The organism is Scandinavium sp., assembly GCF_032012665.1.
Classification (GTDB): domain Bacteria; phylum Pseudomonadota; class Gammaproteobacteria; order Enterobacterales; family Enterobacteriaceae; genus Scandinavium.
The window spans coordinates 1-25,379 of record NZ_DALZVG010000035.1; the positions used below are offsets into that span (position 1 = coordinate 1).

General features: G+C 55.8%; 28 protein-coding genes. 14 read left to right on the plus strand and 14 right to left on the minus strand.

Annotation, left to right across the window (positions count from 1 at the left end):
* Positions 1–119: 119 nt before the first annotated feature.
* Positions 120–1,088: a helix-turn-helix domain-containing protein gene (locus tag RTU33_RS20010; protein ID WP_312629726.1), complete on the minus strand. Its 969-nt coding sequence runs from the start codon at positions 1,086–1,088 to the stop codon at positions 120–122.
* 110 nt (positions 1,089–1,198) lie between these two features.
* Here RTU33_RS20010 and RTU33_RS20015 point away from each other — a divergent pair, with 110 nt between their 5' ends.
* Positions 1,199–1,840 (plus strand): HD domain-containing protein, encoded by a 642-nt coding sequence (locus RTU33_RS20015; RefSeq protein ID WP_312629727.1) that lies wholly within the window; start codon positions 1,199–1,201, stop codon positions 1,838–1,840.
* 63 nt (positions 1,841–1,903) lie between these two features.
* On the opposite strand, the gene RTU33_RS20020 is transcribed toward RTU33_RS20015, so the two are convergent.
* On the minus strand, positions 1,904–2,227 hold the full coding sequence (locus RTU33_RS20020) for a putative quinol monooxygenase (protein ID WP_312629728.1): 324 nt from the start codon (positions 2,225–2,227) through the stop codon (positions 1,904–1,906).
* Between the two features lie 53 nt (positions 2,228–2,280).
* The gene (gene cynR / locus RTU33_RS20025) at positions 2,281–3,207 is read right to left on the minus strand and encodes a transcriptional regulator CynR (RefSeq protein ID WP_312629729.1); all 927 of its coding nucleotides are present in this window, start codon (positions 3,205–3,207) and stop codon (positions 2,281–2,283) included.
* Positions 3,208–3,322: 115 nt separating this feature from the next.
* Here cynR and RTU33_RS20030 point away from each other — a divergent pair, with 115 nt between their 5' ends.
* On the plus strand, positions 3,323–3,793 hold the full coding sequence (locus RTU33_RS20030; protein WP_312629730.1) for a nucleoside deaminase: 471 nt from the start codon (positions 3,323–3,325) through the stop codon (positions 3,791–3,793).
* On the opposite strand, the gene RTU33_RS20035 is transcribed toward RTU33_RS20030, so the two are convergent.
* Complete coding sequence (locus RTU33_RS20035) at positions 3,794–4,612, minus strand: LysR family transcriptional regulator (RefSeq protein WP_312629732.1); 819 nt, start codon at positions 4,610–4,612, stop codon at positions 3,794–3,796.
* Between the two features lie 107 nt (positions 4,613–4,719).
* Here RTU33_RS20035 and RTU33_RS20040 point away from each other — a divergent pair, with 107 nt between their 5' ends.
* Together RTU33_RS20040 and RTU33_RS20045 are read left to right on the plus strand one after the other, a co-directional pair.
* A complete protein-coding gene (locus RTU33_RS20040) occupies positions 4,720–5,454 on the plus strand; it encodes an SDR family oxidoreductase (RefSeq protein ID WP_312629733.1) in 735 nt (244 codons plus the stop codon).
* A gap of 183 nt (positions 5,455–5,637) precedes the next feature.
* Complete coding sequence (locus RTU33_RS20045) at positions 5,638–6,018, plus strand: hypothetical protein (protein WP_312629734.1); 381 nt, start codon at positions 5,638–5,640, stop codon at positions 6,016–6,018.
* A 62-nt stretch (positions 6,019–6,080) separates the two neighbouring features.
* On the opposite strand, the gene RTU33_RS20050 is transcribed toward RTU33_RS20045, so the two are convergent.
* The 3 genes from RTU33_RS20050 to RTU33_RS20060 are packed head-to-tail and all read right to left on the minus strand — an operon-like array spanning position 6,081 to position 7,040.
* Positions 6,081–6,269, minus strand: a complete 189-nt coding sequence (locus tag RTU33_RS20050) for a YegP family protein (protein WP_312629735.1) — start codon at positions 6,267–6,269, stop codon at positions 6,081–6,083.
* The gene (locus RTU33_RS20055; protein ID WP_312629736.1) at positions 6,251–6,640 is read right to left on the minus strand and encodes a hypothetical protein; all 390 of its coding nucleotides are present in this window, start codon (positions 6,638–6,640) and stop codon (positions 6,251–6,253) included. Before RTU33_RS20055 ends, RTU33_RS20050 begins: the two co-directional genes overlap by 19 nt.
* 13 nt (positions 6,641–6,653) lie before the next feature.
* A complete protein-coding gene (locus RTU33_RS20060) occupies positions 6,654–7,040 on the minus strand; it encodes a hypothetical protein (RefSeq protein ID WP_312629737.1) in 387 nt (128 codons plus the stop codon).
* Between the two features lie 146 nt (positions 7,041–7,186).
* Between RTU33_RS20060 and agp the strand changes: the two genes are divergently transcribed.
* Positions 7,187–8,434, plus strand: coding sequence for a bifunctional glucose-1-phosphatase/inositol phosphatase (gene agp, locus RTU33_RS20065; RefSeq protein ID WP_312629738.1), 1,248 nt, complete (start codon positions 7,187–7,189; stop codon positions 8,432–8,434).
* Between the two features lie 49 nt (positions 8,435–8,483).
* Here agp and RTU33_RS20070 read toward each other — a convergent pair whose 3' ends face one another.
* Positions 8,484–8,711 carry a YccJ family protein gene (locus RTU33_RS20070; protein WP_312629740.1) on the minus strand — a complete coding sequence of 76 codons (228 nt, stop codon included), beginning with the start codon at positions 8,709–8,711 and terminating at the stop codon, positions 8,484–8,486.
* A gap of 21 nt (positions 8,712–8,732) precedes the next feature.
* A complete protein-coding gene (wrbA, locus tag RTU33_RS20075; protein ID WP_312629741.1) occupies positions 8,733–9,338 on the minus strand; it encodes an NAD(P)H:quinone oxidoreductase in 606 nt (201 codons plus the stop codon).
* A gap of 520 nt (positions 9,339–9,858) precedes the next feature.
* On the opposite strand from wrbA, the gene RTU33_RS20080 reads away from it, so the two are divergent.
* The 3 genes from RTU33_RS20080 to rutR all read left to right on the plus strand — a co-directional run bounded on the left by RTU33_RS20080 (position 9,859) and on the right by rutR (position 11,743).
* Positions 9,859–10,035 carry a general stress protein gene (locus tag RTU33_RS20080; RefSeq protein WP_097164821.1) on the plus strand — a complete coding sequence of 59 codons (177 nt, stop codon included), beginning with the start codon at positions 9,859–9,861 and terminating at the stop codon, positions 10,033–10,035.
* 133 nt (positions 10,036–10,168) lie between these two features.
* Positions 10,169–11,095, plus strand: a complete 927-nt coding sequence (locus tag RTU33_RS20085; protein WP_312629743.1) for a DMT family transporter — start codon at positions 10,169–10,171, stop codon at positions 11,093–11,095.
* Between the two features lie 9 nt (positions 11,096–11,104).
* Positions 11,105–11,743, plus strand: a complete 639-nt coding sequence (gene rutR, locus RTU33_RS20090; protein ID WP_312629744.1) for an HTH-type transcriptional regulator RutR — start codon at positions 11,105–11,107, stop codon at positions 11,741–11,743.
* Here the strand turns inward: rutR and RTU33_RS20095 are convergent.
* Together RTU33_RS20095 and putA are read right to left on the minus strand one after the other, a co-directional pair.
* On the minus strand, positions 11,740–12,132 hold the full coding sequence (locus tag RTU33_RS20095; RefSeq protein ID WP_312629745.1) for a lysozyme inhibitor LprI family protein: 393 nt from the start codon (positions 12,130–12,132) through the stop codon (positions 11,740–11,742). The two genes, rutR and RTU33_RS20095, sit on opposite strands and share 4 nt — an antisense overlap.
* Positions 12,133–12,186: 54 nt before the next feature.
* Positions 12,187–16,149 (minus strand): trifunctional transcriptional regulator/proline dehydrogenase/L-glutamate gamma-semialdehyde dehydrogenase, encoded by a 3,963-nt coding sequence (gene putA, locus RTU33_RS20100; RefSeq protein ID WP_312629747.1) that lies wholly within the window; start codon positions 16,147–16,149, stop codon positions 12,187–12,189.
* 400 nt (positions 16,150–16,549) lie between these two features.
* On the opposite strand from putA, the gene putP reads away from it, so the two are divergent.
* A complete protein-coding gene (gene putP / locus RTU33_RS20105; protein WP_312629748.1) occupies positions 16,550–18,055 on the plus strand; it encodes a sodium/proline symporter PutP in 1,506 nt (501 codons plus the stop codon).
* A 91-nt stretch (positions 18,056–18,146) separates the two neighbouring features.
* Positions 18,147–18,575, plus strand: coding sequence for a DUF3574 domain-containing protein (locus tag RTU33_RS20110; protein WP_312629749.1), 429 nt, complete (start codon positions 18,147–18,149; stop codon positions 18,573–18,575).
* 95 nt (positions 18,576–18,670) lie between these two features.
* On the opposite strand, the gene RTU33_RS20115 is transcribed toward RTU33_RS20110, so the two are convergent.
* A complete protein-coding gene (locus RTU33_RS20115) occupies positions 18,671–19,855 on the minus strand; it encodes a nucleoside transporter C-terminal domain-containing protein (protein WP_312629750.1) in 1,185 nt (394 codons plus the stop codon).
* Positions 19,856–20,104: 249 nt separating this feature from the next.
* Here RTU33_RS20115 and efeU point away from each other — a divergent pair, with 249 nt between their 5' ends.
* Genes efeU through efeB form a run of 3 tightly spaced genes read left to right on the plus strand, consistent with a single transcriptional unit; the run spans position 20,105 to position 23,399 of the window.
* Positions 20,105–20,938, plus strand: a complete 834-nt coding sequence (gene efeU / locus RTU33_RS20120; RefSeq protein WP_312629751.1) for an iron uptake transporter permease EfeU — start codon at positions 20,105–20,107, stop codon at positions 20,936–20,938.
* Positions 20,939–20,983: 45 nt separating this feature from the next.
* A complete protein-coding gene (efeO, locus tag RTU33_RS20125; protein WP_312629753.1) occupies positions 20,984–22,111 on the plus strand; it encodes an iron uptake system protein EfeO in 1,128 nt (375 codons plus the stop codon).
* 4 nt (positions 22,112–22,115) lie between these two features.
* Positions 22,116–23,399: an iron uptake transporter deferrochelatase/peroxidase subunit gene (gene efeB, locus RTU33_RS20130; RefSeq protein WP_312629756.1), complete on the plus strand. Its 1,284-nt coding sequence runs from the start codon at positions 22,116–22,118 to the stop codon at positions 23,397–23,399.
* Positions 23,400–23,535: 136 nt separating this feature from the next.
* Here efeB and RTU33_RS20135 read toward each other — a convergent pair whose 3' ends face one another.
* Positions 23,536–23,880: a hypothetical protein gene (locus tag RTU33_RS20135; protein ID WP_312629758.1), complete on the minus strand. Its 345-nt coding sequence runs from the start codon at positions 23,878–23,880 to the stop codon at positions 23,536–23,538.
* A gap of 121 nt (positions 23,881–24,001) precedes the next feature.
* Between RTU33_RS20135 and phoH the strand changes: the two genes are divergently transcribed.
* A complete protein-coding gene (phoH, locus tag RTU33_RS20140) occupies positions 24,002–24,790 on the plus strand; it encodes a phosphate starvation-inducible protein PhoH (protein ID WP_312629759.1) in 789 nt (262 codons plus the stop codon).
* A gap of 118 nt (positions 24,791–24,908) precedes the next feature.
* Here phoH and RTU33_RS20145 read toward each other — a convergent pair.
* A partial coding sequence (locus RTU33_RS20145; protein WP_312629760.1) for a DUF6506 family protein occupies positions 24,909–25,379 on the minus strand: 471 nt, incomplete at its 5' end.

The window sequence follows — 25,379 nt, forward strand, 5'->3', positions numbered from 1 at the left end:
GAAAACCGGCGACCCGAAAGGGTTCTAGAGTTCGAATCTCTACGCTTCCGCCAAACATGAAACCCCAGCTCAGTGATGAGCTGGGGTTTTTCTTTGTACCGAATTTGACAACGCACGCGTCAGTAAACGCTACGCAGGTGAAGTTTGCGGTACATCGGCGGCGTCATGCCCATGTGTCGGATAAAGGCCCGGCGCAGGCTGTCCGCGCTGCTGTAGCCTACCGCACCGGCGATTGTTTTCAGCGGCGCATCCGAACTTTCCAGCATCTCTCTGACCCGCTTAATGCGGCAGGCTTCCAGCCATTCGCCTGGACGCTCGTCCAGCTGTTCCCGAAAAAGTCGATTAAGGTGACGGGTGCTGAGTCCGATATGATCGGCCAGGTCCTTGAGGGAATGAATGTTCCCGAGATGGGTCAGCGCCCAGCGCTGAAGCTCCTGCAACGCCTCGCGACCGCTCAGGGAGAGTTCTTGCCCCCGGACATAATGGCTCTGGTTGACCGGGCGTCGGAAAAACATCACCAGATTGCTGGCGATTTCCATCGCCGGTTCCCTGCCCAAATCTTCCTCCACCAGGCGCAAAGCCAGATCCATCCCGGAAGTCACGCCCGCCGCCGTTCTGACAGGGCCGTCCGCCACGTACAAAGCATCCTTATCCACCCGAATATCCGGCCAGGTTTTTGCCAGTTCATCGGCAGATGACCAGTGCGTCGTCACCGTGCGCTTGGTCAGTACGCCCGCCTGGGCCAGCAGAAATGCACCTGTACAAATGGAGCCAAACCGGCGGCTGGCCTCACAGAGTTTTTTGATGTCTGCGTAGATTTCATTGCTGAAGGTTCTTCGCACGGCATCAGGCATACCCGCCACAAGAAACGTATCTGGCCTGAATGTCGCGCATTCAGTCAGGCGGAGATGGCCCACAACTTCGATTCCTGAGGAGGCCCTCACGGGGCCCGCCTCCAGCGTCACAATCTTCAGCTCATACACGTCACGGCGAAGCAAAGAATTGGCTTCGGCAAACACATCCAGCGGGCCGGAGACGTCCAGCAGCTGCACGCCCGGCACGGCAAGTATCGCAATGGTACGTTTCACTCTTTTTCATGGCCTCTTTGATCGGAATGTCTCTATTTGTCTTTATAAGACCAATGATGACATGCAGATTGCCATTTACACTGTTCTGACTCAATCAACAGGAGAAGAAAATGTCCTCTGCGCTGAAAAATATCGCGATCCCCGACAGCCCGCTGGCAAAGGCAGCCACAGAGTTCGTGCGCGACACTGAAAACGAACTGCTGTTTCATCACTCAAGCCGCGTCTATTACTGGGGCGCGCTCGCAGGACAGCAGCGTGGGTTAAAGGTGGACAAGGAGCTGCTCTACGTGGGATGCATGTTCCACGACGTCGGCCTGACGCACGAATATTGCAGCTGTGATAAACGCTTTGAAGTGGACGGGGCGAACGCCGCGAAAGATTTTTTACAGAGTCATGGCGTCTCTGAGGAGGAGGTGACCAAAGTCTGGACGGCTATTGCCCTGCACACCACGCCGGGAATCCCGGAGTTTATGGTTCCCGAAATTGCTCTGCTGACGGCAGGAGTAGAAATGGACGTGCTCGGCATGGGTTTTGCGACTTTCAGCGAAAGCGAGCGTGAAGCCGTCACTGCGCAGCATCCGCGCTCTCCGCGCTTTAAAGAGGAGATCATCGAAGCGTTTTACAATGGGATTAAGCACAAGCCGCAAACGACTTTTGGTAACGTGAAGGCCGATGTCATTAAGGACAAGGAGCGAGATTTTCAGCCGCTGAATTTCTGCTCAGTTATCCGGCAGTCTGCCTGGCAAGGCTGATTAGCCGCAATGGTCCGGCAAACGAGAAAGGGGACCGTGTTGTCCCCTTGAAAGCGTGAGCAATCAGTCGGGCAGGGCAGTTAGGCGCTGAACGCTGATGTTCTCCAGTTTTCCGTCAAGGATATCCAGAAAATCATCGTGATAGGGCATAGCCACGTGTTTTTTCAGATCGTCCTCGGACTTCCAGCGTTCAATGAACACGAAGGAAATCGCTCCCTGATTCGCCAGCTCGCGGACATCGGGGATGGCACGACTTTCATGCAAATCGTACTGCAGACAGCCTACCTCCTGATGGGTGGGTTTCAGCATCGCACGGGCGGCGCGACGGACCGTTTCGATATGTTCCGGGAAAGGGGTTAAGGTGGCGACAATCTTAACTTCGCTCATGAAGGCTCCTTCAGGACTTTCTGGAAATCTGGCCTGAGGCCAGGAGGACTGATTCAGGGTAGTGCGGAATCGCCAGCTGTTCCAGTCGGGTCGATGCCCATTGCCTTCAGTACGTCATTGAGAACGCGACTCAGCGCGCCCGCGCCCGCGGCAGCATGCTGATGCGTTCTGCGCGCCAGCAGAACGCCAGTACGCTTAGCCAGAGGCGGTTCAATCGATAACGAACCAAGTGCATCACAGGCGCGCACCAGAGTATCAGGTAAAATGGTCGCCAAAGGTGCATGTTGGATCATCTCCGTAATGGCGCCGAGCGTGTTGCTTTCCATCGCAATTTTCAGGCTCACGGCGCGCTTCCGACATTGCCTGTCGATGTCGACGCGCGTAGCAAAGCTTTTATCGAGCAGCACCAGCGGTTCCGAAGAGAGCCTTTCAAGGGTTATGCGCTGCCGTTTTGCCAGCGTGTGCGTTTTACTTACTACCGCGACAAGTGATTCCTCAAGCAGAGGCGTAGCGGTAAGTTCTGCCGCGTGCTCGCCTGAAAATCCCAGACCTATATCGAGTTCATCGTTAACCAGCTGCTGCTCCGTCTGTTCCTGCGTGGCTTCACTGAGACTGAGCGTGACGCCCGGGTAACGCTGCCAGAAGGCTGCCAGCAGCGGGCCGACCAGCCAGGGGATATAAGTTGGCGTGACGCCAAGGCGCAAATGGCCCCGACTCAGGTCGTCGACGTTATGAACGGCGCGCGCGCCTGCTTCCAGTTCGGCAAGCGCCTGGCGGGCATGCTGCTGAAACACCAGGCCGGCATCCGTGAGACGGATCGTGCGTCCGGTACGGTCAAAAAGCGGTACGCCGAGCGCCTGCTCCAGCAGCTTGATCTGCTGAGATAGCGCAGGCTGCGAGACATACAACGATGCCGCCGCGCGGGTGAAGCTGCCCCGTTCGGCCACGGCAAGAAAATAGTGGATATAGCGCAGGATCATCAGCTTTCTCATAAGTTTAAATTATAGGTTTAATAATAATTGAGACTTTTATCTTATCAATGGGCTCCGTTACGCTTTGATGAAGGTCATATCCTGCAACCCGGAGAAGGAGCCAATGATGGACTTTGTGAAACGTACGATTGAACTGGCGATGAAAAACGTGGAAGAGGGCGGTCGACCGTTTGCGACGGTGATAGCCCGCAACGGAGAAATTGTCGCTGAAAGCCCAAACCAGGTAGCGCAAACCAACGACCCGACGGCGCATGCGGAGATCCTCGCTGTACGTGAAGCCTGCCGCAAGCTCGGCACTGAAAACCTGAGTGACTGCGATATCTACATCCTGGCGAGTCCATGCCCGATGTGCCTGGGTGCGCTTTACTACTGTAGCCCGCGCAAGGTTGTCTACGTGACCACCCGTGAGGAGTACGTTCGCTATTACCGCGATGACCGCAAATACTTCGAGCTGGAAACGTTCTACGGCGAATTTGCCAAACCGATCGGTGAGCGCCGCCTGCCGATGGTGCAGCAGGCGGATCCTGAGGCCATTAACGTCTACAAACGCTGGCAAGAACTGAACGCGAAATAGCTATTTCCCCAGGCTGTCGAGCAGTTGCTCCACCGCCGGGTTAGCCAGCGACTGGGCGGCATAGCAGATGCCGATCCGGCGCATCATCGGATAGCCCGGCAGCGGACGTGATGCCAGAGAGCAGCGCGATTCCACAAGGCAAACTGGCGCGATCGTAATGCCAAACCCGGCTTCCACCAGATCCAGCGCCAGCGAGAAATTACCCGCATGGGCGCCGGGTTTGTCAGCAGAATGACCGTAAAACGGCAGGAAGCGCTGGTGGGACTCATGCTCTGGCGCCATTACCCACGTCTGATGATGCAGCTCCTCGGGCAGCAGCTCTTCCGTCTGGCCGACCGCATGCCCCGCAGGATAGGCCAGCACGTAGCTCTCTTCATACAGCGGAAAGAAAAGCTCATCTTCACAGCGCAAATTGTCGCAGCCTAAGCGAACATCGCCGGTGCAGCCGGGCAGCAGCGTCAGCAGCATGCCGGAGGTATCTTCCGAGGTCTTCGCCAGCATGTCGGTTAAAAACGACGAGGCGATGTCTTCCTCAATACCGATATGCAGCGGCAGTTTGTCCTGCCGTTTGCGAAAGCGCGACACCAGGCCGGACATATCATCAATCATCCTCCGCGCGTGCGGATAGAGCACCCGTGCGTCTTCCGTCACCTCAACGCCGCGACTTTTGCGGATGAACAACGAGATGCTTAACTCCTCTTCCAGCGCCTTGATGGTGGCAGAGAGTGCAGGCTGTGTAAGACTTAACTGTTGAGCCGCGCGGGTGATGTTACGTTCTTCAAACACGCGGATGAATGCAGTGAGCTGACGCTTATCCATAGAAATTTATTATGACAGTGAAAAAAACAAACCATTTTTCACCAAATCGCAAAGGATTTAAAGTGCAGTTCGACTTTAAAGATAAATTAAATTTATGAGGCACATCTATGAGTACGGCGACTAAACCTTTGGTTGTGATTACGGGCGCAAGTTCTGGCATCGGTCTGTCGACGGCGAAACTGCTCTCGAGCCGTGGCCACGCGTTGCTGCTGCTGGCGCGTCGCGTGGAGCGTATGGATGCGCTGAACCTGCCAAATACCCTGTGCTGCGCAGTGGACGTAACCGACCGTCAGGCGTTTGCCGATGCGGTGAAAAAGGCCGAAGCGAAGTTTGGACCGGTCGACGCACTGGTGAACAACGCCGGTGTGATGCTGCTTGGCAACATCGAACAGCAGAACCCAAATGAGTGGGAGCAGATGCTGGACGTGAACGTCAAAGGCCTGCTCAACGGCGTACATGCCGTGACCAGCGGCATGATTGAGCGCAAAGCGGGTACCATTATCAACATCAGTTCCGTAGCGGGCCGCAAGACCTTCCCGAATCATACCGTTTATGTCGGTACCAAATTTGCCGTTCACGGGATGTCGGAAAATTTGCGTGAAGAGCTTTCGCCGCACAACGTCCGCGTCGTTGTTATCGCCCCGGGTGCTGTGGAAACCGAGCTGCTGAGCCATACCACCAGTGACGATATCAAAGCGGGTTATCAGGCCTGGAAACAGGATATGGGCGGCAAAGTGCTGGCACCGGAAGATATCGCTCACGCGATTGAGTATGCCTATTCCCAGCCGCAGTACGTCTGTATTCGTGAGATTGTACTGGCCGCGACCCGTCAGGGCGCCTGAGTTCGCTTCAGCACGGCAATAAGCGCCCTGCGGGGCGCTTTATTTTTATCCTGCCAGTCTGCTTTCCTCGCTTTTCACTCTCCCCAATCTCCGAGTGCCTTGATCCAATTAGGAATTATCGGGTTGTTAATGACGGCGACGAAAACTAGAGTGGATCCCGGACTCAGATAAAAGGAATACACAATGAAAAAGACAGCTATCGCTATGTCCCTTCTGTTTATCGCCACCGGTGCAATGGCACAGGGTGAAATTCAGCATGCCACGGACGAAACGGTGCAGCAGGCTCACGCAGGTGCAGACACTGCCAAAGAGAAACTGCATCAAACGGAACACCGCACACAGGAACAGATCAACAAAGCCCGCAGCGACGGTTCTGCTACCGACAACATGAAGCAGAGCGGCGAGAAAGCCTGGAATCGCACCAAAGAAGGCAGCGAAAAGGCGTGGGATAAAACCAAACAGGGTTCTGAAAAGGCCTGGAACGCAACGAAAGAAGGCAGCACCAAAGCCTGGGATAAAACCAAAGCCGGTGCGGAAGATGTGAAGAAAAGCGTGACGGAATAAATCTCGTCAGCCTAACAATAAAAAGCCCGCAGCGAATGCGGGCTTTTTGCTTTTCGGTAACGTTACACCGTTTTATCGCGCACGTCGGTGGTTGCCCCGTTTTTTTGCACTGAGGCAATGCCTTTTTGCGCCGCGGCTTTTGTGGAGTACATTTCGCTGCGGGCAATCACTTCATGGTTGGCAGCTTTCAGCACAAAGTAGTACGGTTCTTTAGACTCTTTATCGGATTTCTTTATTTCGAAATAGCCCATCGCTTTCTCCTTGGTTGAATATCCAACTGCTTGTATAAGCATAGATCTTCACGCCAGCGATGCCAGTTATGCTTCAATGGCCGTCCTGAAACAGCAATTCCATCAGGTTTCCCGTCTCCATTTTTTCCCCGCTCAGCTTTCGCGGCTGCATTTCGCTGGCAAGCGTCTGCAGCGAAAAGATAATATCCGGCTGAGCGCGCCTGATTTTGCTGAGATTTTTGTCCGAATTCACCAGCGCCAGAATCTTCGTATCCCCGGAAACCGCCTCTTTTGTCGCCAGGTATCAGCGTCAGGATTGCCAGCAGCCGCCGGGGCCGGAAGAGGGCGCGTAGTGACGCTAACTTTTTAAAAAGATGACGAAGAACGTTCATAGAGCATCCGCCATCATTTACGGTAAAGGCTGCCCTGGCCGTCCCGCGCCCGGCCCCAAAGTTCGTCGTCGCTGAGCGTGGTCTGGATCAGTTCGACGGGAGCGCCGTTGTCGTTGATCACCGCCACAAAGTAGTCATCGATGGGCTCGTAAGGGCCGAGAATCACCTCTTCACCTTCAATGGCGCGGGCCAGATTATTTACCTTTAGCGCCACGTGCGGCACGGTTTTCAACAGCGGATGCAGGGGAGAGTCGTCTGTGAAACGATGCCACTGTACGCGAAATTTTCCGGGATTATCGACGGTGTACATGCCCGCTTTTTCACTGTACACGCCTTCCGTTTTGCCGTCCTGTAACGGGATACCAAAGTGGTGAAATTCGTAGGTTACGTCTGATTTCATAGGGAAACTCCTGCCGTCCGATCTGCGTAGTATAAGGTCTTTTTCTTATACAAAGGGGAAATTGCGCCGTTTGTTGGCGGCTTCCCGGAAAATTGTCATCAATCTGTCACAATTAATGCCGTTCATTAACGCATGAGGGTTTAGGGATGAGAAAAAGCGTACTGGCCGCCGCGATAGTCGGCACCACTCTGGCAAGTTCTGGTATTCAGGCACAGGAGGCCCCGCAGGGGTATCAGCTACAACAGGTGCTGATCATGAGCCGTCATAACCTGCGCGCGCCGCTTGCCAATAACGGCAGCGTGCTGGAGCAATCCACGCCAAACAAATGGCCTGAATGGGATGTGCCCGGGGGGCAGCTCACCACCAAAGGCGGCGTGCTGGAAGTGTATATGGGCCATTACATGCGGGAATGGCTCGCGGAGCAGGGCATAGTGACGACCGGTGAATGCCCGGTACCGGGCACGGTCTATGCCTACGCCAACAGCCTGCAGCGTACCGTGGCAACGGCTCAGTTCTTCATTACGGGTGCGTTCCCGGGCTGTGACGTACCGGTCCATCACCAGGAAAAAATGGGCACTATGGACCCAACGTTTAACCCGGTGATCACCGATGATTCTGCCGCGTTCAGCCAGCAGGCGGTGAAGGCGATGGGCGATGAACGTCAGAAAATGCACCTCGACGAGAGCTACAAGCTGCTGGAGCAAATCACCAGCTATCAGAACTCACCGTCCTGCAAAGAGAAGAAGGTTTGCTCACTGCCGGAAGGCAAGGACGAATTTATTGCGCCGTATGAGAAAGAACCGGGCGTCAATGGGCCGCTGAAGGTCGGCAATTCGCTGGTGGATGCCTTTACGCTCCAGTATTACGAAGGCTTCCCGCTCGATCAGGTGGCATGGGGACAAATCAAAACCGACCAGCAGTGGCGCCTACTCTCTGAGCTGAAAAACGGCTATCAGGATAGTCTGTTTACCTCTCCGGCCGTGGCGCGCAACGTGGCGGCACCTCTGGTGAAATACATCGACAAAGCGCTGGTCATGGAGGCCGCGAAGGCGCCGAAGGTGACGCTGCTGGTGGGGCATGATTCTAATATTGCCTCATTGCTGATGGCGCTGGACTTCAAACCGTACCAGCTGCAGAACCAGTACGAACGTACGCCGATTGGCGGCAAAATCGTGTTCCAGCGCTGGCACGACACGAGCGGCAACCGCGAGCTGATGAAGATTGAGTATGTGTATCAGAGCACGGAACAGCTGCGTAACGCCGACGTACTGACGCTCAAGTCGCCGCCGCAGCGCGTGACGCTTGAGCTAAACGGATGCCCGGTGGATGCCAATGGATTCTGTCCGGTGGATAAATTCAATGCGGTGTTGAACAGTGCCGCGACGGGAAAATAGATTGAGCTGAAAGTAAACTCCCCCGCGGGAGCGGGGGAGTAAGTTAAGGTCACACGTTTTTACGTTCGATAGTTTGTTCGCCCCAGAAGAGCGAGTCTTTATCGGTTCGCCCAAAAGCCAGCGACAGCACTTCGTCGTTGCCTTCTTCCCAGATTTTCTCTGCCAGTTTTTCGTCGTATTTTGCCACTTCAAAAATGGCTTCCGCGATTTCGGGTGAGGTGTTACGCAGGGTGGCCCATTCGCCAACGTGATGCGCTTTTGATTCCTGTGTAGGCATGTCTTTCCTCCTGACGGAAGGTTAAGCGTTAAGTTTTACGGCCAGTTCCGCAACATGTTTACCCTGATAGCGGGCAATCGCCAGCTCTTCCTGGCTTGGCTGACGGGAACCGTCGCCGCCTGCGATGGTCGTCGCGCCATAGGGCGTACCGCCGCGCACCTGAGAAACGTCAAACAGCTCCTGCGCGCCATAGCCGATGGGCACAATTACCATGCCGTGATGGGCGAGGGTCGTCCAGGTGGAGCTGATGGTGTGTTCCTGGCCGCCGCCGGTACCCGTAGAGCTAAAGACGCTACCGAGTTTGCCGTATAAAGCGCCCGAGGCCCACAGGCCGCCGGTTTGATCGAGGAAGGTACGCATTTGTCCGGCCATATTGCCAAAGCGGGTTGGCGTACCAAAGATGATGGCATCATAGTCTGACAGCTCCTGCGGCGTGGCCACCGGCGCGGTGTGGGTTTTGCCTCCGGCTTTCGCGAAGACCTCCGCTGACATGGTTTCCGGCACGCGTTTCACGGTGACCTCTGCGCCATCAACGCCGCTTGCTCCTTCGGCAACGGCCTTCGCCATTGTTTCAATGTGTCCGTACATGGAATAGTAAAGAACCAAAATTTTAGCCTTTCCACTCATAGCGTTACTCTCCGTTTTTACACTGTGTTTTCTAAAGATACTCCTCAAAGTGTTGGTCACATCCCTGTTCCGGTCAACTTTCTGGCAGGAAATTGCACTGGCCTGCTGGCTCCGGGAAGCCTTGAGGAAGCGTCGCCAGATGAGGGTGTATTTAATGGGATAAAGCCATCGCTTATTAAAGGGCTGTGATCTTACGCTTTATGGCGAAGCGCTACGAATTAACTATTAATAATCATGTATTTATATATAAATAACGTAACGATTGTCTTGTCGCACTTTGACACACTTTCGTCTTCGTTTTTTTCGTAAGTCATAAGAAGCGCTTATCAGACACGCAGCGGTAATCCCATACTTTTGGCCTGGCGCATGTTGCAGAATATTACCAACTGCTGGAGGAATAATTGGCATCCACTAAGCTTAGTTCCACGCGGCAGAAAACAGGGCTTTGGCCCGGCTCGCGTAGTGGAATCTTCCACATTCACGTAATGCAATATGATGTCTGTACAACCGGAGGTCGGTAATGGCAAACCATCGTGGCGGTTCAGGTAATTTTGCTGAAGACCGCGAAAGAGCATCAGAAGCAGGTCGTAAAGGTGGCCAGCACAGCGGGGGGAACTTTAAAAACGATCCCCAGCGCGCGTCCGAAGCTGGTAAAAAAGGGGGTAAAAACAGCCACGGCAGCAACCGCAACAGCTAGCGCTCAGATGCCGTAAGAGGGGGTTAACCATGCCTCCTCTCTCCCTGCCGCCGGTGAAGACCGGCGGTTTTTTTATTGCAGCTGTCTCCGGGAATCTGCACACTGATGGGCTGAATGTCATCCCGGCGGTACTATGTCCTTTCTTTCACGCTATCAATTCTCGGTAAAGCCTCAGGAGGCGCTCCTGATTGTCATCACCATGTTCTGGGGTGGCACTTTCCTTGCGGTGCAGTACGCGGTTACCCTGAGCGATCCGTTTTTCTTTGTCGGTCTGCGATTTGCTACGGCGGCGATAGCGGTTGGCCTGCTCTCATTGCGTTCACTGCGTGGAATGACGTGGCTTGAGCTAAAAGCGGGCGTGGCGATTGGTGTTGCGATCGCGTTCGGCTACAGCCTGCAAACCTGGGGACTACAGTCCATCTCCAGCAGTAAATCGGCGTTTATCACCGCGATGTATGTGCCGCTGGTGCCGCTGCTGCAATGGCTTTGTCTCGGGAGAATGCCTGGGCTGATGTCCTGCGTCGGGATTGCGCTGGCCTTCGTTGGCCTGATCTTACTCGCCGGACCGGAAGGCAATCTGCTGGCGCTGGGGGCAGGGGAGCTCATTACGCTTGCGGGCGCGCTTGCCATTGCCGCGGAAATTATTCTGATTAGCGCCTGGGCCGGAAAAGTCGACGTAAAGCGCGTGACGGTCGTGCAGTTGGCTACGGCGTCGCTGGTTGCCTTCAGTATGATGATACCGGCGGGCGAATCGGTGCCGTCCTTCTCGCCGGGCCTGCTGGTGGTGGCGCTGGGGCTGGGTATTTTCAGTGCGATTATTCAGGTGGTGATGAACTGGGCACAGCGCAGCGTCTCGCCGACCCGCGCAACGGTTATCTATACGGGGGAGCCTGTCTGGGCGGGCATTTTTGGCCGTATGGCGGGAGAGCGTTTGCCGATGCTGGCGCTGCTCGGCGCTGCGTTTATCGTCGCAGGCGTGCTGGTCAGCGAGCTGAAATTCAAAAAGAAAAAAGCCGCTTTGCCGGAAGGGAATGACAACGCCTGTGCGGAACAGGAATAAGGAGAGCGAATGACGCAGGCAGCCTGCAAAAAAACCGGGAAGCGCAGCCAGGCGGTTAATGCCAAAAAAGAGGCAATTCTGAGCGCGGCCCTGACCACTTTCTCGCAGTTTGGCATTCACGGCACCCGTCTTGAACAGGTGGCGGAACAGGCCGGGGTGTCGAAAACCAATCTGCTGTATTACTACCCGTCAAAAGAAGCGCTGTACGTGGCGGTGATGCGCAACATCCTCGACATCTGGCTCGCGCCGCTGCGCGCGTTTCGTGAAGAGTTTGCTCCGCTGGAGGCGATTGGCGAATATATTCGGCTCAAGCTGGAGGTGTCGCGCGATCATCCGGAGGCCTCGCGGTTGTTCTGCCTGGAAATGCTGCAGGGTGCGCCGTTGTTGATGGCGGAGCTGACGGGGGATTTGAAATCGCTGGTGGATGATAAATCCGCGATTATTTCCGGCTGGGTAAAGGAAGGCAAGCTGGCGGCAATTGACCCTAACCATCTGATCTTTATGATTTGGGCCGCCACGCAGCACTACGCGGATTTTTCCACGCAGGTGGAGGCGGTCACCGGTAAAACCTTACAGGATGAAGCGTTCTTTCAGCAGACGGTGGAAAGCGTACAGCGTATGATTATCGAGGGGATCCGCCTGCGTTAAGGCTTCGGCGGCAGCGGGCAGCTTAAATCACCTTCCTCGCAGTTCAGCAGCGACTCCAGCCACGCGGTGCGCTCGACGGTTTTGTCGGTCAGGCACTGGGCGTGGATCATCGGCTGGATGCTGCCGCCTTCGGTGCCAGAGCTTATCAGCGCGCAGTCAGCGTCGCGCAGGGCAATCCATTTCTGCTGTGCGGTTTTCAGCAGCGCCTTAGTGGCTTGCGGCGCGCGCTTCATCGCGGTGCCGTAAGCGTTATTCAGCCTGCCGTCCGCCGCTTTCAGCTGGTTTGCGGCGCAGGTGTTCATGTCAATCTGATTGCCGGCGTTGCCGCAGTCATCCGCGAGAGCAGCGGTGCTGAACAGCAGTGCTGTCGCGATAATGATCGGTTTCATTATTCTCTCCAAAGAAAAAAGGCCCCGTTTCCGGAGCCTTAATTAATCACAGCTTTAGCCGATTGTCATCAGGCTGGCATTGCCGCCTGCGGCTGCGGTATTTACGCTGAGCGAGCGCTCGACGTAAAGACGTTCCAGCAGCAGATTGGTTTCGCCGCGGGCAAAGCCCTGCACCGAAATAATCGCGCCGTCGCGGGCCGCGACCTGCTGACACAACTCACGCAGCTGGTCAGAATCACCGTGGTAGATGACCGCGTCGAAATGCTCTGCGGTAATCTGCTCGCGTTTAGCGAAGTGAATACGCTCGTTGACCGCTTTTGGAAGCTGTTTGGCAAGCGAGCGGTGCAGACTTTCGTCCGGCCAAAGCACTTCACAGCCCACTGCGGTGACGGCGGCCAGCTGAATCAGCGCATCGTCTTCGTTATCCGCAAGACACAGTACGCGTTCACGCGGCATCAGCGTCCAGGTGTTGCGCTCGCCGGTTGGGCCTGGCAACAGACGCTGCGTTCCGGCCTGCGCCAGTTCCGCATAGCGTGTACAAAGGGTTTGCAGTGCCGGGCGATTGTTCGCCCATTCGCGCAGCGCCGTCAGCGGTTGTTCAAGCAGCATTTTCAGCTGCGCGTCGACCGGACGTTCGGCATCCTGACGGTTGAGCGTAGTGAGCAGCGCGTCGTCCGGGCGGCTGGCGAGCAGGCGATAAAGATACATTGGACCACCCGCTTTCGGGCCGGTGCCCGACAGGCCTTCACCGCCGAACGGCTGCACGCCAACCACTGCACCCACCATATTACGGTTGACGTACAGGTTGCCGACGTTGGCGCTGCCGGTGACCTGGGCGATGGTTTCATCGATACGGGTATGCACGCCAAGGGTTAAGCCGTAGCCAGAGGCGTTAATCTGCTCTACCAGCGCGTCCAGCTCGTTGCGGCTGTAGCGCACCACGTGCAGAACCGGGCCGAAGACCTCCTTTTGCAGCTCGTCAAAGCTCTCCAGCTCGATGAGCGTTGGCGGCACGAAGGTGCCGGTGGCCCATTCGCGGCGGTCGTCGCCGTTTTCCCGTGCGGCCTGGAACACCGGGCGGCCTTTACTGCGCAGCGCCTGAATATGACGCTCAATGTTACCTTTGGCTTCGGCATCAATCACCGGGCCGATGTCCGTGGTCATGCGTCCTGGATTGCCCATGCGACACTCTGCCATCGCGCCTTTCAGCATCGTCAGCGTGTGATCGGCAATGTCATCCTGCAGACAAAGCACGCGCAGGGCGGAGCAGCGCTGACCTGCGCTGTCGAACGCCGAAGCCAGCACGTCGACCACCACCTGTTCGGTCAGCGCAGAGGAATCGACAATCATCGCGTTCATGCCACCGGTTTCGGCGATAAGCGGCGTCGGGCGACCCTGTGGATCGAGGCGGCTGGCGATATTGCGCTGCAACAGCGTGGCGACTTCGGTGGAACCAGTGAACATGACGCCGCGCACGCGGTTATCGGACGTCAGCTGTGCGCCAACGGTTTCCCCGCGGCCTGGCAGCAGCTGAACCACGCCCGGCGGCACGCCTGCTTCCAGCAGAATGTTGATGCCCTGAGCGGCAATCAGCGGCGTTTGCTCCGCAGGTTTTGCCAGCACGCTGTTGCCGGCGGCAAGGGCTGCCGCAATCTGCCCGGTGAAGATCGCCAGCGGGAAGTTCCACGGACTGATACAGACAACCGGTCCGAGCGGGCGGTGCGTTTCATTGGCGAAATCATCGCGAACCTGTCCTGCATAGTAATGCAGGAAGTCGACCGCCTCGCGGACTTCGGCGATGGCATTGGAGAAGGTTTTTCCGGCCTCACGCACCAGAATGCCCATCAGCTGCTGCATCTGGCCTTCCATCAGCACGGCAGCGCGTTCGAGGATAGCGGCACGCTCCTGCGGCGGCGTGGCGAACCAGATTGGCGCGTTGTTGACCGCGCTGGTCAGCGCCTGTTCCACTTCCTGTTCGGTGGTTTCACGGGCATAGCCTACGATGTCTTTCGGCTCTGCCGGGTTCACCACCGGCTGCATATCGCCCTCTTCGGTCGGCTGTTCCAGCATCGGTTTGGCGTGCCACTTCTGCAACGCGCTGTTGAGCAGGGAAGAGGAGAGGGAGGCGAGACGGTGTTCATTCGCCAGATCGAGCCCGGCAGAGTTATCGCGACCTTCGCCATACAGCGCGCGAGGCAGCGGGATCTTCGGATGCGGCAGGCCGATGTTGCCTTCCTGCTGCGCCAGCGCTTCCACCGCGCTGACCGGGTCGGCGACCAGCTCGTCGAGTGGCAGGCTGGTATCGGCAATGCGGTTGACGAAAGAGGTGTTAGCGCCGTTTTCCAGCAGACGACGCACCAGATACGCCAGCAGCGTTTCGTGGGTGCCCACCGGAGCATAAATGCGGCATGGTCGGTTCAGCTTGCCGTCGGCAACTTTGCCCACGACCTGCTCGTACAGCGGTTCCCCCATGCCATGCAGGCACTGGAATTCATACTGTCCCGGATAATAGTTCTGGCCCGCCAACTGGTAAATCGCCGCCAGCGTATGGGCATTGTGGGTGGCGAACTGTGGATAAATCAGGTTCGGCACCGCCAGCAGTTTTTTGGCGCAGGCGAGATAGGAGACATCGGTGTACACCTTGCGGGTATAAACGGGGTAGCCCTCAAGGCCGTCCATCTGCGCACGCTTGATTTCACTGTCCCAGTACGCGCCCTTCACCAGGCGGATCATCAGGCGACGACGGCTACGGGTGGCAAGGTCAGTCAGGTAGTCAATCACGAACGGGCAGCGTTTCTGATAGGCCTGAATGACGAAACCGATACCGTTCCAGCCCGCCAGATCCGGCTCGAAGCAGAGTTTTTCCAGCAGGTCGAGGGAGATCTCCAGGCGGTCGGCCTCTTCGGCGTCGATGTTGATGCCGATGTCATACTGGCGTGCCAGCAGGGTCAGGGATTTTAGTCGCGGGTAAAGCTCTTCCATTACACGGTCGTACTGCGCGCGACTGTAGCGCGGATGCAGGGCAGAGAGCTTAATGGAAATGCCCGGGCCTTCATAAATGCCGCGGCCGTTTGAGGCTTTGCCAATTGAGTGAATGGCCTGCTGGTAGGAAACCATATACGCTTGCGCATCGGCGGCGGTCAGGGCGGCTTCACCCAGCATGTCGTAAGAGTAGCGGAAGCCTTTTTCTTCGAGCTTGCGGGCGTTAGCCAGCGCCTCTGAGATGGTTTCTCCGGTGACAAATTGCTCGCCCATCAGGCGCATCGCCATGTCCACGCCTTTGCGGATCAGCGGCTCACCGCTCTTGCCGATAATGCGGTTCAGGGAGCGGGAGAGGCTGGCCTCGTTGTGCGTTGATACCAGTTTACCGGTGAACAGCAGCCCCCAGGTGGCGGCGTTGACGAACAGCGACGGGCTGCGGCCAATGTGCGACTGCCAGTTACCGTTGCTGATTTTGTCGCGGATCAGCGCATCGCGGGTGGCTTTATCCGGAATACGCAGTAATGCTTCCGCCAGGCACATCAGCGCCACGCCTTCCTGAGAAGAGAGGGAGAACTCCTGCAGCAGGCTCTGCACCATTCCTGCACGACCGCTCGCATTCTTCTGGTTACGCAGCTTTTCCGCCAGCTGATAAGCAAGCTTATGTGCCTGCTGGGCAATTTCCTGCGGCAGACGGGCCTGCTCCAGCAGCATTGGCACAGCGTCAGTCTCAGGACGACGCCATGCGGCGGTGATAGCTGAGCGCGACACCGATTGCGGCAGAATTTGCTCGGCAAACTCAAGGAATGGCTGGTGCGCTTCGTCGGCCTGAATTACGCCTTCCTCGCTTTCGTTGGCGGCCCCGGAGAGGAGCGCCGGCAGCTCCGGCAATGTTTCGTCGTTCTCCAGCTTTTCCAGATAGTTAAAGATAGCCTGCTTGATCAGCCAGTGTGGGGTGCGGTCAATGCGGGTTGCGGCGCTTCTAATTCTTTCGCGAGTGGCATCGTCAAGTTTGACGCCCATGGTAGTGCTGCCCATGCCAGAAACTCCTGTTGTTCTGTTACTGCTGCTTTAGTTGCACAGAAATATCTACCATGTTGCAACTTTGTGCAACCGTGTTAAGTGTGACCTCGCCAGCAATCAGGAAAAGCAATGGATTGTTAAAAGCGTTTAACAATAAAAAGCACGCTAAGAATAATGATTAGGACCAGGTTTTATGCGGGAGTTAACATTTTCAAAAGGTGCAACCGATAAAAATGTGAGCAAGTGCAACCTATAGAAAAATGGTCTGATTGCCGGGGTGTAATATCTGTAAATGCAGTGTTAAATCGTTTGTGAATAAATTCCGCTTACGGCAGGATACGCTCCTTCCGTAATAAATAACCTGATTCTTCGTTCCGGACTCAGGGATAAAAAAGCGTTTTCTGGAGAATGATTTATGGCTAGTACACCGATGGTGGTGACGTTTCTTATTTATATTTTGGGGATGATCCTGATTGGCTTTATTGCCTGGCGCTCCACCAAAAATTTTGACGACTATATTCTGGGCGGCCGTAGCCTCGGGCCATTTGTGACCGCGCTTTCTGCAGGCGCATCCGATATGAGCGGCTGGCTGCTGATGGGCCTGCCGGGCGCCATTTTCATCTCGGGTATTTCCGAGAGCTGGATTGCTATTGGCCTGTGCGTGGGGGCATGGATTAACTGGAAACTGGTGGCCGGGCGCCTGCGCGTGCATACCGAAGCTAACAATAACGCCTTGACCCTGCCTGACTATTTCACCGGACGTTTCGAAGATAATAGCCGTGTGCTGCGCATTATCTCCGCGCTGGTTATCCTGCTCTTCTTCACCATCTATTGTGCATCCGGCATTGTGGCGGGGGCGCGTCTGTTTGAAAGCACCTTCGGCATGAGCTACGAAACGGCGCTGTGGGCCGGGGCAGCGGCGACTATTCTTTACACCTTCATAGGCGGCTTCCTGGCCGTGAGCTGGACGGATACCGTGCAGGCAAGCCTGATGATTTTCGCCCTGATCCTGACTCCGGTGATTGTCATCCTGACAGTCGGCGGCTTTGGCGATTCGCTGGAAGTCATCAAGCAGAAGAGCATTGAGAACGTCGATATGCTCAAGGGCCTGAACTTTGTGGCGATTATTTCGCTGATGGGCTGGGGCCTGGGCTACTTCGGTCAGCCGCATATTCTGGCGCGCTTCATGGCGGCGGATTCCCATCACAGCATCGTGCATGCCCGTCGTATCAGCATGACCTGGATGATCCTGTGCCTGGCGGGCGCGGTGGCCGTCGGCTTCTTCGGCATTGCATTCTTCAACACTAACCCACAGCTGGCGAACGCGGTGAACCAGAACAGCGAGCGCGTGTTTATTGAACTGGCGCAGATTCTGTTCAACCCGTGGATTGCCGGGATCCTGCTGTCGGCCATTCTGGCGGCGGTGATGTCCACCCTGAGCTGCCAGCTGCTGGTGTGCTCCAGTGCGATTACCGAAGACCTGTACAAGGCCTTCCTGCGTAAAGGCGCGAGCCAGAAAGAGCTGGTGTGGGTTGGGCGCCTGATGGTGCTGGTGGTGGCGCTGGTAGCGATTGCGCTGGCCGCTAACCCGGAAAACCGCGTGCTTGGTCTTGTGAGCTACGCATGGGCGGGCTTCGGTGCCGCGTTTGGGCCGGTGGTGCTGTTCTCCGTAATGTGGTCACGCATGACCCGCAACGGTGCGCTGGCAGGGATGATTATCGGGGCCATCACCGTCATCGTCTGGAAACAGTTCGGCTGGCTCGGCCTGTACGAAATTATTCCGGGCTTTATTTTCGGCAGCATCGGTATTGTGCTGTTCAGCCTGCTGGACAAAGCGCCGTCGGCATCAATGCTGAAGCGCTTTGCCGACGCGGATGCGCACTATCACTCTGCGCCACCGACAAAGCTGCAACCTGAGTAAACTGAAGCCCGCGAAAGCGGGCTTTTTTCTTGCTAATTACCTGAAAATACGCTGATATCTTCCGGCATAAAAACAATGAGGATAGCAGACAATGAAAATCAGAACGGGCTTAGCCGCCGCCGCGCTGGCGATCGCACTGAGCGGTTGCACGGCACCCTCGCAGAAAGCCGTAACAGACACCCAAAGTTGCAAAACCGAAAACCAGATGCAGCAGACGACGCTCTATTTCGGCCTGAGTCGTCCGGCAGGGAAGGACATCACGGCACAGGAGTGGCAGCAGTTTGTTGACCGCGACGTGACGCCGCGATTTAAGGATGGCCTGACGGTGTTTGATGCGCGCGGGCAGTGGCTCGGTAATGACGGCACCGTGGCGCGCGAGCAGAGCAAAGCCCTGATGCTGATTCACGGCAAAGATGCGCAGAGCGAAACGAATATTGAGGCCCTGCGGGGGGTCTACAAATCCCGCTTTGCGCAGGAATCGGTGATGCGGGTCGATCAGCCGGTTTGCGTGCAGTTCTGATGAAATCTGCCGGGGGCGCTACGCTTACCCGGCCTACAAACCTGCCGGGCGGGTAACCGTAGGCCCGTGCAAGCGTAGCGCCGCCGGGCATAAGCTTACAATACTAATCCAGCAAAGCTCGCCGAAAGTAAACTCACCAGCGTCGCGCCGTACACCAGGCGCAGCCCAAAGCGGGAAACCGCGTTCCCCTGCTTCTCGTTCAGCCCCTTAATGGCGCCCGCCACGATGCCGATAGACGCAAAGTTAGCGAAGGAGACGAGGAACACGGACAGAATACCCAGTCCGCGCGGCGTCATTTCTGCGGCAATCTTTTGCAGTTCGATCATCGCCACAAACTCGTTCGCCACAAGCTTAGTTGCCATAATGCTGCCTGCGTGCAGCGCATCGCTCAGCGGAATGCCAATCAGCCAGGCCAGCGGGTAGAAGACGTAGCCCAGAATCGCCTGGAAGCTCAGGCCAAAGATCGTCGAGAAGAGGGCGTTCACCGCGCTGATCAGGGCGATAAAGCCGATCAGCATCGCCAGGATAATCATCGCCACTTTGAAGCCAGCGAGAATATATTCTCCGAGCATTTCAAAGAAGCTCTGTGATTCGTGCAGTTTCTCGAGCTTAATTTCCGCTTCGGCATCCGGGCGCGTCGGATTAATCACCGACAGGATAATAAAGGTGCTGAACATATTCAGCACCAGCGCCGCCACCACATATTTCGCGTCGAGCATGGTCATATAGGCGCCAACAATTGACAGGGAGACCGTCGACATTGCCGTGGCGGCCATGGTGAACAGCCGACGTGAGGAGAGGTCGCCGAGTACCCCCTTGTAAGCAATGAAGTTTTCAGACTGGCCGAGGATGAGTGAGCTCACCGCATTAAAAGATTCCAGCTTGCCCATACCGTTGACTTTCGACAGCAGCGTGCCAATGACGCGAATAAAAATGGGCAGAATACGCCAGTGCTGGAGAATACCGATCAGTGCCGAAATAAAAATAATCGGGCACAGCACGCCCAGGAAAATAAAGGCCAGGCCTTTGTCGCTCATGCCACCAAAGACAAAATTGCTGCCCTCTGCGGCATATTTCAGCAGCGATTCAAACATGCCTGATACAGATTTAATCAGGACTAAACCGCTCTCGGCGTGCAGGAAAAAGAACGCCAGCGCCATTTCAATAATAATGAGTTGGGCCATATAGCGAATGCGAATGGTTTTGCGGTCAAAACTGACCAGCCAGGCGAGTGCGAGGATTACCACCAGCGCCAGCAGGAAGTGGAGTAGATTAGCCATTTCAGTGTATATGCAGGTAAACGGGCGCCTATTTAGCCACAGCCCTTCAGCGACGTAAACGATTACCTGTTAATAAGCTTAGATAAATTGCTTCGCCTGCTCACCCTGTCGCCGGAAACTTTTTACAACCTGACATCATTATCCGCACATTTTACTTGAGTTTCTTTGCGTCGTAATGATAATCACTATCACTCATATTTACGAAACTTTGCATCCATTGACTGCGGTTCACACTGAAGGGTTTCAGGCATGTTTGTTCCATTTCTCATCATGTTACGCGAAGGGCTGGAAGCGGCGCTTATCGTCAGCCTTATCGCCAGCTATCTGAAACGCACGCAGCGAGGGCGCTGGATTGGCGTCATGTGGATTGGCGTATTCCTCGCCGCTGCGCTTTGCCTTGGACTCGGGATTTTCATCAACGAAACCACCGGCGAATTTCCGCAGAAAGAGCAGGAGATGTTTGAGGGCATCGTGGCGGTCATTGCGGTGTTTATCCTGACCTGGATGGTGTTCTGGATGCGCAAAGTGTCGCGCAACGTGAAGAAGCAGCTGGAAGAGGCAGTGGATAACGCGCTTCAGAAAGGCAACAACCACGGCTGGGCGCTGATTCTGATGGTCTTTTTCGCCGTGGCGCGCGAAGGACTGGAGTCCGTATTTTTCCTGCTGGCTGCTTTTCAACAGGATCTCGGCATCTGGCCGCCGCTGGGCGCGATGCTCGGCCTCGGGACCGCCGTGGTACTCGGCTTTATGATTTACTGGGGCGGTATCCGCCTGAACCTTGGCGCATTCTTCAAGTGGACCAGCCTGTTTATTCTGTTGGTGGCCGCCGGGCTGGCGGCAGGCGCTATCCGCGCCTTCCATGAGGCAGGGTTGTGGAACCACTTCCAGGGTGTCGCTTTTGATTTAAGCAATACGCTCTCAACCCACACGCTGTTTGGCACGCTGCTGGAAGGGATTTTTGGCTACCAGGAAGCACCGAGCGTCAGCGAAGTGGCTGTGTACTTTATCTACCTTATCCCGGCGCTGGTGCTGTTCGCACTGCCGCCACGGGCTGCAACGACGCCGTCGCGCAGCGCACCATAATCACTATTTTAGTTACAACATACTCATTGGGTAAAAGGGATGATCATGACGATTAATTTCCGCCGTAGTGCGCTGCAGCTGGGTATCGCTGCGCTGTTCTCCTCTGCGTTTGCCGCGCAGGCCGCCGATATTCCACAGGTTAAAGTCACGGTGACGGACAAGCAGTGTGAGCCGATGAACATCACCGTGAACTCGGGCAAAACGCAGTTCATCATTCAGAACCACAGCCAGAAAGCCCTGGAGTGGGAGATCCTCAAAGGCGTGATGGTCGTGGAAGAGCGCGAGAATATCGCGCCGGGCTTCACCCAGAAGATGACCGCCAATCTGCAGCCGGGCCAGTATGAAATGACCTGCGGCCTGCTGACCAACCCGAAAGGGACGCTGACTGTTAAAGGCGAAGCGACGGCGGATGCGGCGAAAGCCAACGCGGTGCTCAGCCTTGGCGATGCGATTGCGGATTACAAAGCCTACGTGACGGCTGAAACCGCTGAGCTTGTGAAAGGTACCAAAGCCTTCACAGACGCGGTGAAAGCGGGCGATATCGAAAAAGCCAAAGCGCTGTACGCTCCGACACGCCAGCATTATGAGCGTATCGAACCGATTGCCGAGCTGTTCTCCGATCTCGACGGCAGCATTGACGCGCGTGAAGACGACTACGAGAAAAAAGCGGAAGATCCGAAATTCACCGGCTTCCACCGCCTGGAAAAAGCGCTGTTTGGCGACAACACCACCAGGGGCATGGAAGAGTACGCGACGAAGCTAAACAACGACGTGCTGGAACTGCAAAAGCGCATCAGCGAACTGGCGTTCCCGCCGTCTAAAGTTGTCGGTGGTGCTGCGGACCTGATTGAAGAAGTGGCCGCCAGCAAAATCAGCGGGGAAGAAGACCGCTACAGCCATACCGATCTGTGGGATTTCCAGGCCAACGTCGACGGTGCACAGAAAATCGTGAACCTGCTGCGTCCTCAGCTGCAAAAAGAAAACAGCGCGCTGCTGGCGAAGGTGGATGCCAACTTCAAGAAAGTCGACACCATTCTTGCGAAGTACAAAACCAAAGACGGCTATGAAACGTACGATAAGCTGACGGATGCCGATCGCAATGCGCTGAAAGGGCCAGTCACGACCCTTGCGGAAGATCTGGCACAGCTGCGTGGGATCCTCGGACTGGACTAGTGTAATGGCACAGAGCAAACCGGATGACCTGACCGAGCCGTCACGTCGTCGCTTACTGAAAAACATCGGCGCGCTGGGAGGCGCGCTGGCGCTGACCGGGGGCTGCCCGGTCGCCCATGCGGCAAAACCGCAAAGTGCGCCGGGTACGCTTTCTCCCGATGCGCGTATGGAAACGCAGCCGTTCTATGGCACGCATCAGGCGGGCGTGTTGACGCCCCAGCAGGCGTCGATGATGATTGTGGCGTTTGACGTGCTGGCCAGTGATAAAAATGACCTGCAGCGGCTTTTTAAGCTGCTCACCGATCGCATCACTTTCCTGACCAGCGGTGGGCCTGCGCCCGACACGCCAAACCCGCGTCTTCCACCGATGGATTCGGGGATCCTTGGGCCTTATATCGCACCGGATAACCTTACCATTACGGTGTCCGTCGGGCAGTCGCTGTTCGACGAACGTTTTGGCCTCGCGGCACATGCGCCGAAGAAGCTGCAACGGATGACGCGCTTTCCGAACGACGCGCTGGATGCGGCACTCTGCCATGGCGACGTGCTGCTGCAAATCTGCGCCAACACGCAGGATACGGTTATCCATGCCCTGCGTGACATCATCAAGCACTCACCGGATCTGCTGAGCGTGCGCTGGAAGCGGGAAGGATTTATCTCTGACCACGCGGCACGCAGCAAAGGCAAAGAAACGCCGGTGAATTTGCTCGGCTTTAAGGATGGCACTGCGAATCCTGACAGCAAAGATGCGAAGCTGATGGATGAGATTGTCTGGGTGACGGACGGTCAGGGCGAGCCGGCCTGGGCCGTTGGGGGGTCTTACCAGGCGGTGAGAATTATCCCGTTCCACGTAGAGTTCTGGGACCGGACGCCGCTGAAGGAACAGCAGACCATTTTCGGGCGGGACAAGCATTCCGGTGCACCGCTCGGCATGAAGAACGAGCACGATGTGCCGGACTATGATCGCGACCCGAATGGCGATGTGATTGCGCTCGACAGCCATATCCGTCTCGCTAATCCGCGCACGCCGGAAACCCAGTCCAGCTTAATGATGCGCCGTGGCTACAGCTATTCGCTGGGCGTCACCAACTCTGGCCAGCTGGAGATGGGGCTGCTGTTTGTCTGCTATCAGCACGATCTGGAGAAAGGCTTCCTGACCGTGCAGAAGCGGCTCAATGGCGAGGCGCTGGAGGAGTACATCAAGCCGATTGGTGGCGGATATTTCTTCGTGCTGCCGGGTGTGAAAGACAAATCGGGCTACCTCGCCCAGCCACTTCTCGAAGCCTGAATTACTGCCCGGCGGCGCTGTGCTTGCCGGGCCTACTAAATACCCTATCCAGGCCCGATAAGCGCAGCAGGCAAAAAGAAACCGTTACCCGCCTTATTGTTTCATCTGGTCACATTTTATCTTCCCCCTGCGTCCATCATTTTTTTGTATTGGCAGGTGATTGATATAATTCTGTAATATTTCTGTCAGAAACTGATCCCGGCCGGGAAAATGCACGTTCGTTAGCTTTAAGTAAAAAATATGTTGCATTAATGATAATTGGTGATGTACTTAATACAACAGCGGTAGTTCCCGGCAGTGAAGGTTCACTTAGGAGATCGCTAATGGTTGGGTCCTGTACTGGACAGAAAAGCAAACATAACCGCAGCACCCAGCGCGGAGGCCACACCTCCGGCAGCGACGTCTTCACCACTAAATTTCCCTCTTCCACAGCAGCCAAAGAATCCACCGATGTGATGCGCGGTGCGCGTAGTCGCGTCATCACCTCTCATCAACCAGCAAGCAATGGCTTACAAGGAAGCCAAACCTCAGACGTTAGTGCGCATAATCGTGCTGATGTAACCAGCACGTGTAATGTTGACCAACAACTCAAGGTGCTATCCATGGGAAGACAAAAAGCAGTGATCAAAGCTCGTCGTGAAGCAAAACGTGTGCTGAGACGGGATTCACGGAGCCATAAACAGCGTGAAGAAGAATCGGTCACCTCGCTTGTGCAGATGGGCGGCGTAGAAGCAATTGGCATGGCGCGGGACAGCCGCGATCATTCTCCAATTGAAGCGCGTAATGAAGCTCAGGCGCACTACCTGAATGCAATTGAGAGTAAACAGCTGATCTTCGCCACCGGCGAAGCCGGGTGTGGGAAAACCTGGATCAGCGCAGCGAAAGCGGCAGAGGCCCTGATCCATAAGGATGTGGAGAGGATTATCGTTACCCGTCCGGTTCTGCAGGCCGATGAAGATCTTGGCTTCTTACCCGGCGATATCTCTGAGAAGTTCGCCCCGTACTTCCGCCCGGTCTATGACGTGCTTGTCAGAAGGCTGGGGGCGTCCTTCATGCAATACTGCCTGCGCCCGGAAATTGGCAAGGTAGAAATCGCGCCGTTCGCCTACATGCGCGGACGTACCTTTGAAAATGCGGTGGTGATTCTGGACGAGGCCCAGAACGTGACCGCAGCGCAAATGAAGATGTTCCTGACGCGCCTCGGGGAAAACGTAACGGTCATCGTGAACGGCGACATCACGCAGTGTGACTTACCGCGCGGTGTGCAGTCCGGTCTTAGCGATGCGCTGGCGCGTTTTGAAGAGGACGATATGGTCGGTATCGTTCGCTTCACCACAGAGGATTGCGTGCGATCCGCGCTCTGCCAGCGTACGCTACACGCCTACAACTGAGGTTGCGCCCCGACAATTATGCCGGGGCGTTTTTCATTTCGAAGCAAGAGACCTTTCTTATCGCAGGAAAAACGGTTAGGGCTTTCCTTTCATGGGTAAGTGCGGTCCGGCGAAACCGTTAAGGTTTCATGATGTGTAGCAGTGCTGCCCGATGCTCGGGGCCGTACATGACGGTGCCAACCGGGACGTCCGGCCCAACGGCTTCAGAAATTTTGGTTACCCAGGTCGGACCAAAACCACCGCAGATCTCAATAACCTGAACGCCCTCACTGATGAGCTGTTTTGCTACCTGAATGATTGAACCATCGGTTTTTGCTGAGGGGCTAAACCCGACGGTAATAAACTCACAGCTATTGCTTTCGTTTCTGTGGATCACGGTGTTTTTCTCTGGAGAAAAATCGGGTGAGAAATAGAAAAAGGCCCATTTTTTGAGATTTGGAAACATGGTTACTCCCCGTGGATAGTCTGCTTTGACGTCTGTATGTATGGCTATTCTAAAAAACATTCTCAAATTGGCAAAATTATCCGAAACGATAATCACTGTTTTACAGGGGGAGTGAAACAGTGGGGGCAGTGCCACAGGCGAAAA